The sequence below is a fragment of the Streptococcus hyointestinalis genome (assembly GCF_041225505.1).
GTDB lineage: Bacteria > Bacillota > Bacilli > Lactobacillales > Streptococcaceae > Streptococcus > Streptococcus hyointestinalis_B.
Genome location: NZ_JBCLSK010000010.1, coordinates 38,975 through 54,086, shown reverse-complemented (window position 1 = coordinate 54,086; position 15,112 = coordinate 38,975). Strand labels below are relative to the sequence as shown.

Sequence of the window (15,112 nt, the reverse complement as noted above, 5' to 3'; positions counted from 1 at the left end):
CTATCCTAAGAAAGTATTAGATTACAAAACTCCCAGAGAGGTGTTATACGCTGGCTAACTTGGACTTGAATTTTGCCACTTCCTTAGCACTCTTTGCTAGAATGGACTTAATTTGGTAGCTGCCGGGTTACCAAAGCGCTTAGACAAAACGTCCGTAGGCTTTTAGAGATGTTTTGTGTGGGCGCCTTTTTTATTATTTTGGAGGTAGATTTTATGGTATGGTTTTATTTGATCTTAGCAGGCATAGCAGAGGTTTTCTGGTCAACCTGCATGAAGTTGTCGGAAGGTTTTTCCGTTTTAAAATTCACGATTTTGACCATTGTCGGTATGCTTGTGAGTTTTTACTTTCTATCCTTGGCGACAAAGGAGCTGCCGCTAGGAACGGCTTATGCTATCTGGACAGGCATTGGCGCTCTTGGAGCTGTGATTGTAGGTATCGTGATGTTTAAAGAACCTGCAAATGCAGCCCGTCTCTTCTTTGCTCTCTTGCTTTTGATTGGTATCATTGGGCTGAAAGTCACTTCAGGACACTGATTGTTTCATGTGAAACTTAGTTTTCCATCCTTTTATAAACGCCTAAAATATGGTAAAATAAAGTACGTTTATCAGTTAGAGAAAGGATGAGAGTGTCTGGGCTGGCTGCTTGCTTTAAGGACACTCTAGAGTGATTATGAAGTTACAAAAACCTAAAGGAACACAGGATTTATTGCCACAAGATACGCTCAAATGGCAATACGTAGAAGACGTAGCACGCAAGACCTTTGCCAACTACCGCTACGCTGAGATTAGAACGCCGATGTTTGAGCACTACGAGGTTATCAGCCGCTCTGTTGGTGATACGACAGATATCGTTACCAAGGAGATGTATGATTTTTACGATAAGGGCGATCGTCACATCACCCTGCGCCCAGAAGGGACAGCGCCTGTGGTGCGTTCTTATGTCGAAAATAAACTCTTTGCGCCAGAGGTGCAAAAGCCTGTCAAGTTGTATTATATGGGCTCAATGTTTCGCTATGAGCGTCCTCAAGCGGGGCGTTTGCGTGAGTTTCACCAGATTGGGGTGGAGTGCTTTGGCTCTTCCAACCCAGCTACAGATGTTGAGACTATCGCTATGGCTTACCAGCTCTTTGACAATCTCGGTATCAAAGATGTGACCTTGCACCTCAACAGCCTCGGGAATACAGAGAGTCGTCTTGCCTATAGACAAGCTTTGATTGACTATTTGACACCGCTTCGTGACAGTCTGTCTAAGGATAGCCAGCGTCGCTTGGAGGAAAATCCACTACGTGTGCTAGATTCTAAAGAAAAAGAGGATAAGGCAGCCGTTGAGCATGCGCCGTCTATTCTTGATTACTTGGATGAGGAGAGTCAAGCGCACTTTGATGCGGTGCGTGGCATGTTAGAGGCGCTAGACATTCCTTATGTCATTGATACCAACATGGTGCGTGGTTTGGATTATTATAACCACACGATTTTTGAGTTCATGGCGACTGTTGCTGGCTCTGAGTTGACTATTTGTGCTGGTGGGCGCTATGATGGTTTGGTTGAGTATTTTGATGGACCAGCGACTCCTGGTTTTGGCTTTGGACTTGGTATTGAGCGCTTGCTTCTAGTTCTTGAAAAGCAGGGTGCTACTTTACCTTCTTGTGAGCCGCTAGATGCTTACATCGCCGTTTTAGGGGATGAGGTCAATAGCGCAGCACTTCAGTTAGTTCAAGCGCTTCGTCAGCAAGGTTTTAGCGCTGAGCGTGATTATCTAGGACGCAAACTAAAAGCGCAGTTCAAGGCAGCTGATAGCTTTAATGCAAAAACTGTTATCACACTTGGCTCAAGCGAGATTGAAAGCCAGCAAGTCAGTGTCAAAAACAATCACACACGTGAAGAAGTCAAAGTGAGCCTTGAAGCGATAAAAACAGATTTTTCAAGTATCCTAAAACAACTGAATTTCTAAAAAGACAGTCTCATATGAGACTGTTTTTTGCCGTTTAGACAGGGAGATAAGCCACATAGACCAAAAGCCTAGAAAAGAAGCTCAACTTGTGTTTTAATAAAGGTGTAAAGGAGGTTTAGCCATGGAAGTTAGAGCAGCGATTGCAATGCAGGAAAAAGAAGAAGTCGTCATCTATGCCCACCAGTTGGATGAAGAAGTAGAGACGCTTAAACAGAGTATCAAAGAGCTGTTAACACCGCAATTGTTATCAGTCAAAAAGAAAAGAGAGCAGCACAAGGTACAGCAAAAAGCTGTCGTTCGGATTTATCGTGAGAACCGCAAACTCATCATTGACACGCTAGACGGCTACTTTGAGTCCCATCAAGCGCTCAGAGACATGAAGAGGATCTTGAGTGCTGACTTTATCCAAATATCACAGTCAGAGCTCATCAATCGCAGCTATGTCCAGCGTGTCAAGATAACCAAGACTGGTTTGGTGGAGTTGCGTTTAGTTGGAGAGAGGACGAGCTATTCCTCACGTCGTTATCTCAAGGTTTTAAAGGAGGTGTTGTAAGATGAAAGTTAAGGATTTATTTGTTGCAGGCTATCAAGGTCTAAGCATTGGTCTTGTGTGTTCACTGGTGTTTTCTGCTCTATTTTCAGAGGTTTACAGTCCCCTAAACCCCTACTCAATCATGGGTATTTGGTACGGTCAACATCTGACCAACGTGCAAACTATGGCAGTTTGTGCAGGCTTATGGTTTTTGATTGGTTGTCTCTTTTCTCTCGGTACTTGGTTTTTCCAACAAGAATGGAGTCTTTTGCGTATGACCATTTGCCATTTTGTCACCATGCTCATCGGTCTCTTTGGCATTGGCTTTTTAGCAGGTTGGTACAATCCAAACTTAGCAAATGCGCTCTTGTTTGTCATAGTCTTTAGTATCGTTTACACCATCGTTTACTGGTTTTCGTTACAGGAGATGAAGCGAGTCATCCAAGAAGTTGATGAACAGCTAAAGCATTCCAAAGACAAATAGAAAAAACTCTGCCCAATGGGTGGGGTTTTTGCTGTCTTTTTGTTATAATAGGTGAGATGAATTGATTTTAAGCAGGAAAGGAAGCAGATACACTGGTGTATCTTGGTATTACTATGAAAAGAAGTATGTATGCAGGTAGTGTCCGTAAGGAGCATATCGGACAAACCTTGACGCTAAAAGGCTGGGTTGGACGTCGTCGTGACCTTGGGGGTCTTATTTTTATTGATCTTCGTGACCGTGAGGGGATCATGCAGCTAGTTATCAATCCTGAAAAAGTGGACGCTAGCGTGATGGCAACTGCTGAAAAGCTAAGAAGTGAGTTTGTCATCGAGGTGACTGGTGTCGTTGTCGCTCGTGAGGAAGCAAACGACAAGGTAGCAACAGGAAGTGTGGAATTGCAAGTTGAGGACTTAGCTATTTTAAATACGGCTAAGACAACACCTTTTGAGATTAAAGACGGTATTGAAGCCAATGATGAAACACGCTTGCGTTACCGCTACCTCGACCTTCGTCGTCCAGAGATGCTTGAAAACTTTAAACTACGTGCTAAGGTGACGCATTCTATTCGTAACTACTTGGACGAGCTAGACTTTATCGATGTGGAAACACCAATGCTCGCCAAGTCAACGCCAGAAGGTGCTCGTGATTACTTGGTGCCAAGTCGTGTGAGTCAAGGGCACTTCTACGCTCTTCCTCAAAGCCCACAAATCACTAAACAGCTTTTGATGAATGCTGGTTTTGACCGCTATTATCAAATCGTCAAATGTTTCCGTGATGAGGATTTGCGTGGGGACCGTCAACCTGAGTTTACACAGGTCGACTTAGAGACTAGCTTCTTGTCTGACCAAGATATCCAAGACATCACTGAAGGTATGATTGCTCGTGTCATGAAAGACACCAAAGGGATTGAGGTCACTCTGCCATTCCCACGTATGGCTTATGACGATGCTATGAACAACTACGGTTCTGATAAGCCAGATACACGCTTTGATATGTTGCTTCAAGACATTACAGAAACTGTCAAAGGCATTGACTTCAAGGTCTTCTCACAAGCGCCAGTTGTCAAAGCAATCGTTGTTAAGGGTGGTGCGGATAGCTACTCTCGTAAAGACATTGACAAGATAACAGAAGTGGCTAAGCAATTTGGTGCTAAGGGTCTTGCTTGGATTAAGTACGTTGATGGTGCTATTACTGGTCCTGTAGCTAAGTTCTTGACAAGTATTGAAGAACAGTTGACAGACCGTTTACAGCTAGCAAACGGTGACTTGGTGCTATTTGTAGCAGATAGTTTAGAGATTGCAAACAACACACTCGGTGCTCTACGTACTCGTATTGCTAAAGAGCTTGACATGATTGACACGTCACAGTTTAACTTCCTCTGGGTGGTTGACTGGCCAATGTTTGAGTGGTCTGAGGAGGAAGGACGCTATATGAGCGCACACCATCCTTTTACATTGCCACAAGAAGATACTGCTCATGAGCTTGAGGGTGACCTCTCAAAAGTGCGTGCGGTTGCTTATGACATCGTCCTAAATGGCTATGAGCTTGGTGGTGGTAGCCTACGTATCAACCACAAGGACATGCAAGAGCGCATGTTTAAAGCGCTTGGCTTCTCAGAAGAAGATGCTAATGAACAGTTTGGTTTCTTGCTAGAAGCGATGGACTATGGTTTCCCACCACATGGTGGACTTGCTATCGGGCTTGACCGCTTTGTCATGCTACTAGCAGGTAAGGACAATATCCGTGAAGTCATTGCCTTTCCTAAGAACAACAAGGCAAGTGACCCGATGACACAAGCGCCTAGCCTTGTTTCTAAGAAACAACTGGACGAACTAGCCATTACAACATCAGAGCAATTAGACTAAAATAAAAAGAAAAGTTATGCCAAGAAAAAAAGCTACCCCTTTGAAAAGACTCAAGTATGAAATTAGCAATCTCGCAAAGAAAGCTGGTCTTTTCCACACCCTACAGAGTATCTCAAGAGAAAAATACGCTGAAAAAATTTCAGCGTCCCTTCTCTATGGACTTCTCTCAAGTATAGCTGTCAATTTCTTCTTTCAGCCGGGGCATGTCTACTCGAGCGGGGCGACAGGTCTAGCGCAGGTCATCTCGGCTGTGAGTGAGCGCTTCTCGGGCTTTGAACTACCGATTGCGGTCGCCTTTTACGCTATCAATCTGCCCTTATTGCTTTTAGCTTGGTATCAAATTGGGCATAAGTTTACGGTGTTTACTTTCATTACGGTAACGGTGAGCTCGCTTTTTATCCAGTTTATCCCGCAGGTGACTCTTACCACTGACCCTCTCATCAACGCTATTTTTGGTGGGCTTGTTATGGGCGTTGGGATTGGTTATGGATTGAAGTCTCGTATTTCAAGCGGTGGGACAGATATTGTCAGTCTTGCCATCCGCAAGAAGACGGGGCGTGATGTTGGGCGGATTTCGCTCATGGTCAATGGAATAATCATGATTTTTGCAGGGATTTTGTTTGGCTGGAAGTATGCTCTCTACTCTATGGTGACTATCTTTGTCTCTAGTCGAGTGACAGATGCTATCTTTACTAAGCAAAAGAAAATGCAAGCCATGATTGTCACGAGTCATCCTGAAAAAGTCATCCATAAGATTCATAAACGCCTGCACCGTGGCGTGACCTGTATCAATGACGCTGAAGGGACTTATAACCATGAGAAAAAAGCGGTGCTTTTAACCATTATCACACGTGAAGAATACGGTGAGTTTAAACACCTAATGAAAAAAACAGATCCGAGTGCCTTTATCTCGGTGGCTGAAAATGTTCATATCATTGGACGATTTGTGGATGACGATTAGTTGTTCTTGTAAGGAGGTGAGCTGAGTGATCAAGCGAGAACAATTAGCACTAGTCAAAAGTTTAGTTGTCGTTACAGCTGGCATTGCCATTTATACCTTTGGTTTTATCAAGCTCAATATGTGCAATCACTTGGCAGAAGGGGGCATTGCAGGGGTGACCTTGATTGTTCACTCGCTTTACGGCATTGACCCTGCCTATACCTCGTTGTTGTTGAATATTCCATTGTTTATCCTAGGCGCTAAGATTTTAGGGAAACGCTCTTTAGCTTTTACGCTCTATGCGACTATCTTGATGTCTTTCTTTATGTGGATGTGGCAGCAGATACCAATGGAGCTTCCTCTTCGTGACGATATGATGTTGGTGTCAGTGGTAGCTGGGCTTATTGCAGGGACTGGCAGCGGTCTTGTCTTTCTCTATGGTGCTACAACTGGAGGGACAGATATTATCGGGCGTATCCTAGAGGTAAAGCTTGGCTTAAAACTGGGACAGACCTTGTTGGTTATTGATGCCTTGGTCTTGATTGCTTCGCTAACTTATATTGACCTGCAGCACATGCTCTACACCTTGATTGCTAGCTTTGTTTACAGTCAAGTGCTGACGATTGTGCAAAATGGTGGTTACACTGTGCGGGGGATGATTATCGTCACTAGATGTTCTCATCAGGTGGCGGATGCGATTTTGCAGGAAATCAATCGAGGTGTCACCTTTTTAAAGGGGCAAGGTGCCTACTCCAAAACAGATATGGATGTCCTTTATGTCGTGCTCAATCCTAGTGAGGTGCGTGATGTCAAGGCATTGATGGCAAAGATAGACCCAGATGCCTTTATTTCTATTATTGACGTTGATGAGGTTATCAGTTCTGATTTTAAGATTAGACGGCGTAACTATGATAAATAAAAAGAACAGACAAAGTCTGTTCTTTTGTTTGTTACATTTCGTCGGGTGCTTGAACACCGAGTAGGCGAAGCGCTTCTTTGAGGACAACAGCAGTAGCGTAGCTGAGTGCCAAACGGCTGTCACGCTCTGGAGAATCATCTAAGATACGTGTGTGAGCGTAGTATTTGTTGAAGCTTTGTGCTAGACTAATCGCAAATTTTGCAATGATAGAAGGCTCAAAGTTATCCGCACTACGAACGATGATACGTGGGAAGTCTTGAAGCAGCTTGATAATTTCCCAGCTTTCGCTGTCATTTAAGCTGTAGTGAGCTTTTGGATCTGGTGTGAAGTTGGCTTTTTTCAAGATAGACTGGATACGTGCGTGAGCGTATTGCACGTAAGGTCCTGTTTCACCTTCAAAGGACACCATAGCTTCAAGATTGAAGTCGTAGCCGTTAAGGCGGTCAGTTTTAAGGTCGTAGAACTTGATGGCACCAACACCAACGGCGTGTGCAACTTCGTCTTTATGCGGCAAATCTGGGTTTTTCGCTTCGATTTGGGCTTTGGCACGGCTAACCGCTTCAGCGATGGTTGGCTCAAGAAGGATGACATTTCCTTTACGAGTAGAGAGTTTTTTGCCGTCTTTTGTTACCAAACCAAAAGCAACGTGTGTGACATCGTCAGACCACTCGTAGTCCATCTCTTTGAGAAGGGCTTTTAGCTGTTTAAAGTGTGCAGATTGTTCATTTCCGACGACATAAATAGCTTTTGCAAAGTCATAGGTACGCTTGCGGTAAAGGGCAGCAGCAAGGTCACGAGTGATGTAGAGCGTAGCGCCATCTGATTTCTTGATGAGGGCAGGGTGTTCGATACCGTATTTTTCAAGGTTAACGACTTGTGCACCTTGAGATTCTTCAAGAAGCCCTTTTTGGGTGAGGATGTCAACGACCTCATCCATCTTGTCGTTGTAGAAAGCTTCACCGTTGTAGCTGTCAAAGGACACTTCAAGCTCATCGTAAAGACGGCTAAACTCAACGAGACTCTCATCACGGAACCATTGCCATAGTCGAATTGCTTCCTCGTCGCCATCTTCTAGTTTACGGAACCAAGTACGTGCTTCCTCGTCAATGCTAGGGTCGTTTTCAGCTTCGGCATTGATACGGACGTAGAGTTTGAGGAGTTCATCAATTGGGTGTGCTTTGACGGCTTCTTCGTTACCCCATTTTTGATAAGCCACAATCAACATCCCAAACTGTTTACCCCAGTCCCCAAGGTGGTTGATTTTAACGGCTTTGTAGCCAAGCTTTTCAAAGATTAAGGCAAGACTGTCTCCGATAACAGTTGAGCGCAAGTGTCCGATAGAGAAAGGTTTTGCGATGTTAGGACTTGACATATCAATAGCGACATTGCGACCGTGTCCAAGGTCTTGCTCAGCATAGTGGCTACCTGCTGTGATGACGTCTCCAAGCACACGGCTAGAGATACTAGCTTTGTCTAGGAAAAAGTTAATGTAAGGACCCACCGCTTCAATCTTTTCAAAGCCAGTAGTGTCTAGTTTTTCAACGATTTCACTAGCAATCATTTGCGGAGCTTTACGCAATACTTTGGCTAGTGAAAAAGTAGGAAAGGCAAGGTCACCCATTTCAGCGTTTTTAGGGGTTTCTAACAATTGAGTGATTTGTTCTAATGTCAAATCAGGAACGGCTTGATGAATGCTCTGTGCGACAGTTTGTTTAGTATCCATAGAGTTCTCCTTATTAGTATAGTTATTCACCTCTATTTTATCATATTTTAAGGAAATAAACGACCTTTGAGAGAAATGTTTAAAGAAGAGTTTAAGAAACTTGCTCTTCAGATGAAAAAGTTAGGAATTTTTGGTATAATTTTAGAGATAAATGTATATAATGAGGACAAACCATGAATAAAAAAGATCGACAAGAGCGTATTATACGGCTCATCCAAGAAGGTAATATCGGTACACAAGAAGAAATCAAGCGCTATTTGCAAGACGATGGTATCTCTGTCACACAGGCGACCTTGTCACGTGATTTGCGTGAGCTTGGGCTTTTAAAGCTGCGTAATAGTGATGGTAAGCTCTACTATAGTCTATCGACACAGACCAACCCACAGCTAGATCCAGCGATTTACTCTTATGTCAAAAAGCTAGAGCGTGCTGGCTTTATGCTGGTCATCCACACCAATCTCGGTGAGGCTGATGTCCTAGCCAATATTGTCGACGCTGAAAATAACGACACAATCCTAGGTACAGTTGCAGGAGCGGATACGCTGCTTGTGATTTGTAAGGATGAGATGGTAGCGTCTCGTCTTGAAAAGGAAATCAGAGCCCAAAAATGACAGATCTAGAGAGAGCAACAAAAAAGCTCACCAGTCAATTACAGCACCACCCAAGTGTTTTAGCTTATCAAAAGGTAGAAGAGCAGCTAGAGGAGTTGCCTGAGCTCAAAGAGGATGTCATCCAGATGAAAGCTTACCAGCAAGCTTTTGTCCTGTATCAAAAAATTCATAAGGAAAAGGCTGCAAAACAAGCGGGTGATAAGGCTGATGTTCTGAGTCAAACTTTAGAGACAAGCCCGCTTGTTGCGGACTATCGGCAAAAAATGCAGGATGCAAGTGATTTATTGCAGTACGTGACGCAGCGCTTAGAAGATAGAATTAACGAGGAGTTGGGAAATGCCAAGTAGTAAAATTTCACCAGGTATGCAGCAGTATTTGGATGTTAAAAAAGACTATCCAGATGCTTTTTTGCTTTTTCGGATGGGTGATTTTTATGAGTTGTTTTACGAAGATGCTGTCAAGGCTGCGCAGATTTTAGAGATTAGCCTGACAAGCCGCAATCGTAATGCGGACAATCCTATACCTATGGCGGGAGTGCCTTATCACTCTGCTCAGCAATACATCGACACTCTAGTTGATTTGGGCTACAAGGTAGCGATTGCTGAACAAATGGAAGACCCTAAAAAAGCTGTTGGAGTGGTCAAGCGTGAGGTTGTTCAAGTCGTCACGCCAGGGACTGTCATGGACTCTACAAAGTCAGATAGTGCTAATAACTTTCTAGTTGCTATTGATTGTGATGAGCAGCAGTTTGGTCTGTCTTATATGGATGTCTCAACAGGTGAGTTTTGGGTGACAGAGCTTTCGGACTTTGGTTTGGTGCGTAGCGAGATTATGAACTTAAAGGCACGTGAGCTTGTAGTTGGCTATGACCTCACAGAGGATGAGCGTACGATTTTTACCAAACAGATGAACCTGCTACTATCATCTGAAAAAGAACAGTACACTTCTCCTCTTATCCTTAGTCAGCTAACGGCCCTTGAAAAACAAGTGGCTGAAAAACTCTTACAGTATGTGCATGTCACTCAAAAACGAGAGCTCAGTCATCTCCAGCCTGTTCGGCATTATGAGATTAAAGACCATTTGCAGATGTCTTATAGCACCAAAGTGAGCCTTGATTTGCTTGAAAATACCAGAACTGGTAAAAAACATGGGAGCTTATATTGGCTTCAGGATGATACCAAGACGGCTATGGGCATGCGCATGCTTCGCTCTTGGATTGACAAGCCCTTGATTAACAAAGAAGCTATCCTTGAGCGACAAGCTATTGTGCAAGTCTTTTTGGAGCATTTCTTTGAGCGGACAGACTTGACAGAGAGTTTAAAGGGCGTTTACGATATTGAGCGTTTAGCCAGCAGAGTCTCTTTTGGTAAGGCAAACCCTAAAGACCTATTGCAACTAGGACAGACCCTAGCACAAGTCCCTGTCATCAAGGCAATCTTAGAGAGTTTTCAAGAGCCAGCCCTTGACAGTCTTGTCAATCAGTTAGATACGCTTCCTGAGCTAGAGGAGCTTATCCGCTGTGCTATTGACCCAGAAGCGCAGGCAGTGATTACAGAGGGCAATATCATCCGCACAGGCTTTGATGAGCAGCTGGATAACTATCGCAAGGTGCTGCGTGAAGGGACAGGCTGGATTGCTGAAATCGAGGCAAAAGAAAGAGAAGCCAGTGGTATCCACAACCTAAAAATCGACTACAATCGTAAGGATGGCTATTATTTTCATGTCACTAACTCCAATCTAGCTCTGGTGCCAGAGCATTTCTTTAGAAAAGCAACTCTCAAAAACTCAGAGAGGTTTGGAACGGCAGAGCTTGCCAAGATAGAGGGTGAATTGCTAGAAGCAAGAGAACGCTCCGCTGACTTGGAGTATGACATCTTTATGCGTGTTCGCACGCAAGTAGAGCACTATATCAAGCGCCTGCAAGCCCTCGCTAAAACCATAGCTACCATTGATGTTTTGCAAAGCTTTGCTGTTGTGGCAGAGACCAATCACTATGTTCGCCCAAGTTTTAACGATAACAATGAGATTGCTATTGTTGACGGACGTCATGCGGTTGTTGAAAAGGTCATGGGCAGTCAAGAGTATATCCCAAACAGTATCCACTTTGATACAGAGACAAGTATACAGCTGATTACCGGTCCAAATATGTCTGGGAAATCAACCTATATGCGTCAGTTGGCTTTAACAGTGATTATGGCACAGATGGGAGCCTATGTTGCAGCTAAAAGTGCTGATATTCCTGTCTTTGATGCTATTTTTACACGTATTGGTGCAGCAGATGACTTGATTTCAGGACAGTCCACCTTTATGGTTGAAATGACCGAAGCCAACCATGCTCTAAAGCGTGCGTCTAAACATTCCTTGATTCTTTTTGACGAGTTGGGAAGAGGAACGGCAACTTACGATGGGATGGCTCTGGCACAAGCGATTATTGAGTATATTTACCATCATGTTCAAGCGAAAACCATGTTCGCAACGCATTACCACGAGTTGACAAGTTTGTCAAAAGAATTGACAAACCTTGTCAATGTTCATGTGGCGACCTTAGAAAAAGATGGTGAGGTGACTTTCCTACATCAGATTGCTGAAGGTCCTGCGGATAAATCCTACGGTATTCATGTTGCTAAGATTGCAGGCTTGCCTGAGGAGCTATTAGAACGGGCAGATGTTATCCTAGAAGAGCTAGAGACAAATGCCTCTGAGCCTCCACTATCAACTACTACTGAGAATAACCAAAAAGAAGAACCTGCAACAGACACTTCTGTAGGCGAGCAGTTGTCGCTTTTTGAGGAGCCTTCTTATGACAAGATTATCAAGACCCTAAAAGAGACAGATATGATGACATTAACGCCAATGGAGGCGATGAATCTTCTCTTTACACTTAAACAAAAATTGTAAACAATCTGTCAAGTTATGTTTACAAAAAGAAAGGAGAGCTATGGCAAATATCATAGAACTTCCAGAAATTTTAGCCAATCAGATTGCTGCTGGTGAGGTTATCGAGCGTCCTAGCAGCGTTATTAAAGAATTACTCGAAAATGCTATTGACGCTGGTAGCAGTCACATTACCGTTGAGATAGAAGAGTCTGGTCTGAAAAAGATGGCTGTCATTGATGATGGTGAGGGGATGTTGTCTGAGGATGTAGCGCTTAGTTTACGTCGTCACGCAACGAGTAAAATAAAAAAACAGGGCGATTTGTTTCGTATCCGAACACTTGGCTTTAGGGGTGAGGCGCTACCGTCCATCGCTTCTATCAGCCGTTTGAGTATCAAGACAGCGTCAGCCAGTGAGTCTTATGGCACGCTTTTGATTGCTGAAGGGGGCAAAATCCTCTCACAAGAGCCTACGTCGACCCCTGTTGGGACTAAGATTGTCGTTGAAGATTTGTTTTTCAATACACCTGCACGTCTCAAGTATATGAAGAGCTTGCAGGCGGAGTTGGCTCATATCGTTGATGTGGTAAATCGCCAAAGTCTCGCTCATCCGCAGATTGCTTTTGAGTTGATTAGTGATGGGCGTACACTCATTCAGACGAGTGGTAGTGGCGATTTAAAGCAGGCTATTGCAGGGATTTACGGCATTACGACAGCTAAGAAGATGATTGAGATTTCTGCTGCTGATTTGGATTTTGAGGTGTCGGGCTATATTAGTTTACCGGAGTTGACAAGAGCGAATCGCAACTATATCACCCTTCTCATCAATGGGCGCTACATCAAAAATTTCTTGCTCAACCGAGCGATATTGGATGGCTATGGATCAAAGCTGATGGTCGGGCGCTTTCCGATTGCAGTCATTGACATTCAGATTGACCCTTATTTAGCGGATGTCAATGTTCATCCAACTAAGCAGGAAGTCCGTATCTCAAAAGAGCGTGAGCTCATGCAGCTTATCAGCCAAGCTATACAAGAAGCTCTTAAAGAGCAAGATCTCATCCCAGATGCTCTTGACAATCTCGCCAAGGCAAGCACAAGGACAAAACCTAAAGCTGAGCAGACAAAGTTGCCATTAACTTCTAGCAAACTGTATTACGATAAAGAAAAAAATGATTTCTTTATGAAAGAAGCCCTAGTAGAAGAAAGTAGCCAACCTCTGACATTGTCAACAGATATTGACAATGATGTCAAGGAAAATGACAAGGCAAAATCTGTAACGGTAAAATATGCCGAACGCCAGACACAAATAGCCCAAGACGGTGAACACCCAGACCTGAATTTTCAGAACAAAGCAACAGTTGAAAAACTGCTCAATAAACTGGAAAATGAAACCAAGTCCACTTTTCCAGAGCTAGACTACTTTGGGCAAATGAACGGTACCTATCTTTTTGCTCAAGGCAGAGATGGGCTCTTTATCATTGACCAGCATGCAGCTCAAGAGCGTGTTAAGTATGAGTATTACCGTGAGAAGATAGCAGATGTTGACAGTAGTTTACAGCAATTGCTGGTGCCTTATTTGTTTGAGTTTTCATCTGCGGACTTTATTTCTTTGCAGGAAAAGATGCTACTTCTTAACCAAGTGGGGATTTACTTAGAGCCTTACGGTGAGAATACTTTTATCCTAAGAGAGCACCCTATCTGGATGAAGGAAGAGGAGATAGAATCAGGCGTCTATGAGATGTGCGATATGCTGCTTTTGACCAATGAAGTCTCTATCAAGACTTACCGAGCAGAACTTGCCATTATGATGTCTTGTAAACGTAGTATCAAGGCAAATCATCACCTAGACGACTATTCTGCACGCAACCTTCTCGTGCAGTTATCCCAATGCCAAAATCCTTATAATTGCCCGCATGGGCGCCCGGTTTTGGTGCACTTTAGCCAATCGGACATGGAAAAAATGTTCCGTAGGATACAGGAAAATCATACCAGCTTGCGTGAGCTGGGCAAATATTAAGCGAGGACAAAATGTACGATTATATCAAAGGGACAGTTACCAAAATCACAGCCAACTACATTGTCATAGAAGCCTCTGGCATAGGCTACAAGATCAATGTGGCAAATCCCTATAGTTTTTCAAATGCTATGCAGCAGGAGATTCTTCTTCCACTACATCAGGTCATTCGTGACGATGCGCACGTGCTCTATGGCTTTCACAGCGAGGATGAGAAGGAAGTCTTTCTCAATCTCATCTCGGTATCTGGTATCGGTCCGACAACGGCGCTTGCCATTATAGCTGTTGATGATAATGACGGGCTTGTGGCTGCCATTGATACCAGTGATATCAAGTATTTGATGAAGTTCCCCAAGATTGGTAAAAAAACCGCTCAGCAGATGATACTGGACCTAGCTGGTAAGTTTGTCGATGTCAAGAGTGACGCCAAATCACCAAAAACAAAAGCAGCCAGCAATGAAGAGCTGGACGAAGCCATGGAAGCCTTGCTGGCTCTTGGTTACAAAGCCAGTGAGCTCAAGAAAATACGTGCTTTCTTTGAAGGCACATCTGATAGTGCTGAAAACTACATCAAGTCTAGCTTGAAGATGCTAATGAAATAAGTTGACACTACTGTCAACAAGAGGAGGTGTGCTATGCGTTGTGCGTGGGTTAAAGAGTCCAATCCACTGTATATCCATTATCATGATGAGGAATGGGGCGTTCCCTGTCATGACGACGGTCAATTGTTTGAGTTGCTTTGTCTAGAAACTTATCAAGCTGGGCTTTCTTGGGAGACGGTCTTAAAGAAACGTGCTGCCTTTAGAGCGGCTTTTCACCAGTATGATGCTAGAAAAGTCGCAGAGATGTCTGATAGTGAATTGGATGCCCTTTTAGACAATCCAGACATTATTCGCCATAAGGCGAAGCTCTATGCGACAAGAGCCAATGCGCAAGCTTTTTTAGCTGTTTGCGACACTTTTGGTAGCTTTGAGCGCTACATTTGGAACTTTACAGACTTTACGCCTATTGTCAATCAGGTAGATGAACAACACCCTGTTCCTAGCAAAACACCTCTGTCTGAGTCCATTTCAAAGGATATGAAAAAACGGGGCTTCAAGTTTGTAGGACCCGTTTGTATCTATTCTTTTTTACAGGCAGCTGGTCTCATCAATGACCATGACAATCAATGTGATTTTAAGTAATCGTGTAAAAGTGAC

14 protein-coding genes are annotated in these 15,112 nt (G+C 43.7%); 13 read left to right on the top strand and 1 reads right to left on the bottom strand.

From position 1 onward, the window contains the following. Positions 1-213 precede the first annotated feature (213 nt). From AALA56_RS04060 to AALA56_RS04030, 7 genes are all read left to right on the top strand, one after another. Positions 214-534 (top strand): DMT family transporter, encoded by a 321-nt coding sequence (locus AALA56_RS04060; RefSeq protein ID WP_164683986.1) that lies wholly within the window; start codon positions 214-216, stop codon positions 532-534. Between the two features lie 136 nt (positions 535-670). Continuing rightward, the gene (hisS, locus tag AALA56_RS04055) at positions 671-1,951 is read left to right on the top strand and encodes a histidine--tRNA ligase (RefSeq protein ID WP_369908863.1); all 1,281 of its coding nucleotides are present in this window, start codon (positions 671-673) and stop codon (positions 1,949-1,951) included. Between the two features lie 121 nt (positions 1,952-2,072). Next, complete coding sequence (locus AALA56_RS04050) at positions 2,073-2,504, top strand: LytTR family DNA-binding domain-containing protein (RefSeq protein WP_369908862.1); 432 nt, start codon at positions 2,073-2,075, stop codon at positions 2,502-2,504. A 1-nt stretch (position 2,505) separates the two neighbouring features. Further along, positions 2,506-2,967, top strand: a complete 462-nt coding sequence (locus AALA56_RS04045; RefSeq protein ID WP_369908861.1) for a DUF3021 domain-containing protein — start codon at positions 2,506-2,508, stop codon at positions 2,965-2,967. 113 nt (positions 2,968-3,080) lie between these two features. Continuing rightward, the gene (aspS, locus tag AALA56_RS04040) at positions 3,081-4,832 is read left to right on the top strand and encodes an aspartate--tRNA ligase (protein WP_369908860.1); all 1,752 of its coding nucleotides are present in this window, start codon (positions 3,081-3,083) and stop codon (positions 4,830-4,832) included. 16 nt (positions 4,833-4,848) lie between these two features. Beyond that, entirely contained in the window at positions 4,849-5,793 is a 945-nt protein-coding gene (locus AALA56_RS04035; protein WP_369908859.1) for a YitT family protein, read from the top strand. 28 nt (positions 5,794-5,821) lie between these two features. Then, positions 5,822-6,691: a YitT family protein gene (locus tag AALA56_RS04030; RefSeq protein ID WP_369908866.1), complete on the top strand. Its 870-nt coding sequence runs from the start codon at positions 5,822-5,824 to the stop codon at positions 6,689-6,691. Between the two features lie 31 nt (positions 6,692-6,722). Here the strand turns inward: AALA56_RS04030 and argS are convergent, their stop codons facing one another. Beyond that, positions 6,723-8,414 (bottom strand): arginine--tRNA ligase, encoded by a 1,692-nt coding sequence (argS, locus tag AALA56_RS04025; RefSeq protein WP_369908858.1) that lies wholly within the window; start codon positions 8,412-8,414, stop codon positions 6,723-6,725. Between the two features lie 173 nt (positions 8,415-8,587). Between argS and argR the strand changes: the two genes are divergently transcribed. From argR to AALA56_RS03995, 6 genes are read left to right on the top strand one after another with little or no spacing between them, the layout of a single operon-like run. Continuing rightward, positions 8,588-9,025, top strand: coding sequence for an arginine repressor (gene argR / locus AALA56_RS04020; RefSeq protein WP_369908857.1), 438 nt, complete (start codon positions 8,588-8,590; stop codon positions 9,023-9,025). After that, positions 9,022-9,372 (top strand): YlbF family regulator, encoded by a 351-nt coding sequence (locus AALA56_RS04015; protein ID WP_369908856.1) that lies wholly within the window; start codon positions 9,022-9,024, stop codon positions 9,370-9,372. The genes argR and AALA56_RS04015 overlap by 4 nt, the downstream gene beginning before the upstream one ends. After that, entirely contained in the window at positions 9,362-11,923 is a 2,562-nt protein-coding gene (mutS, locus tag AALA56_RS04010; protein ID WP_369908855.1) for a DNA mismatch repair protein MutS, read from the top strand. Before AALA56_RS04015 ends, mutS begins: the two co-directional genes overlap by 11 nt. Positions 11,924-11,963: 40 nt before the next feature. After that, positions 11,964-13,916, top strand: coding sequence for a DNA mismatch repair endonuclease MutL (mutL, locus tag AALA56_RS04005; RefSeq protein WP_369908854.1), 1,953 nt, complete (start codon positions 11,964-11,966; stop codon positions 13,914-13,916). 11 nt (positions 13,917-13,927) lie between these two features. Beyond that, a complete protein-coding gene (gene ruvA / locus AALA56_RS04000; RefSeq protein WP_369908853.1) occupies positions 13,928-14,515 on the top strand; it encodes a Holliday junction branch migration protein RuvA in 588 nt (195 codons plus the stop codon). A gap of 33 nt (positions 14,516-14,548) precedes the next feature. Then, complete coding sequence (locus tag AALA56_RS03995) at positions 14,549-15,097, top strand: DNA-3-methyladenine glycosylase I (RefSeq protein ID WP_369908852.1); 549 nt, start codon at positions 14,549-14,551, stop codon at positions 15,095-15,097. Positions 15,098-15,112 lie beyond the last annotated feature (15 nt).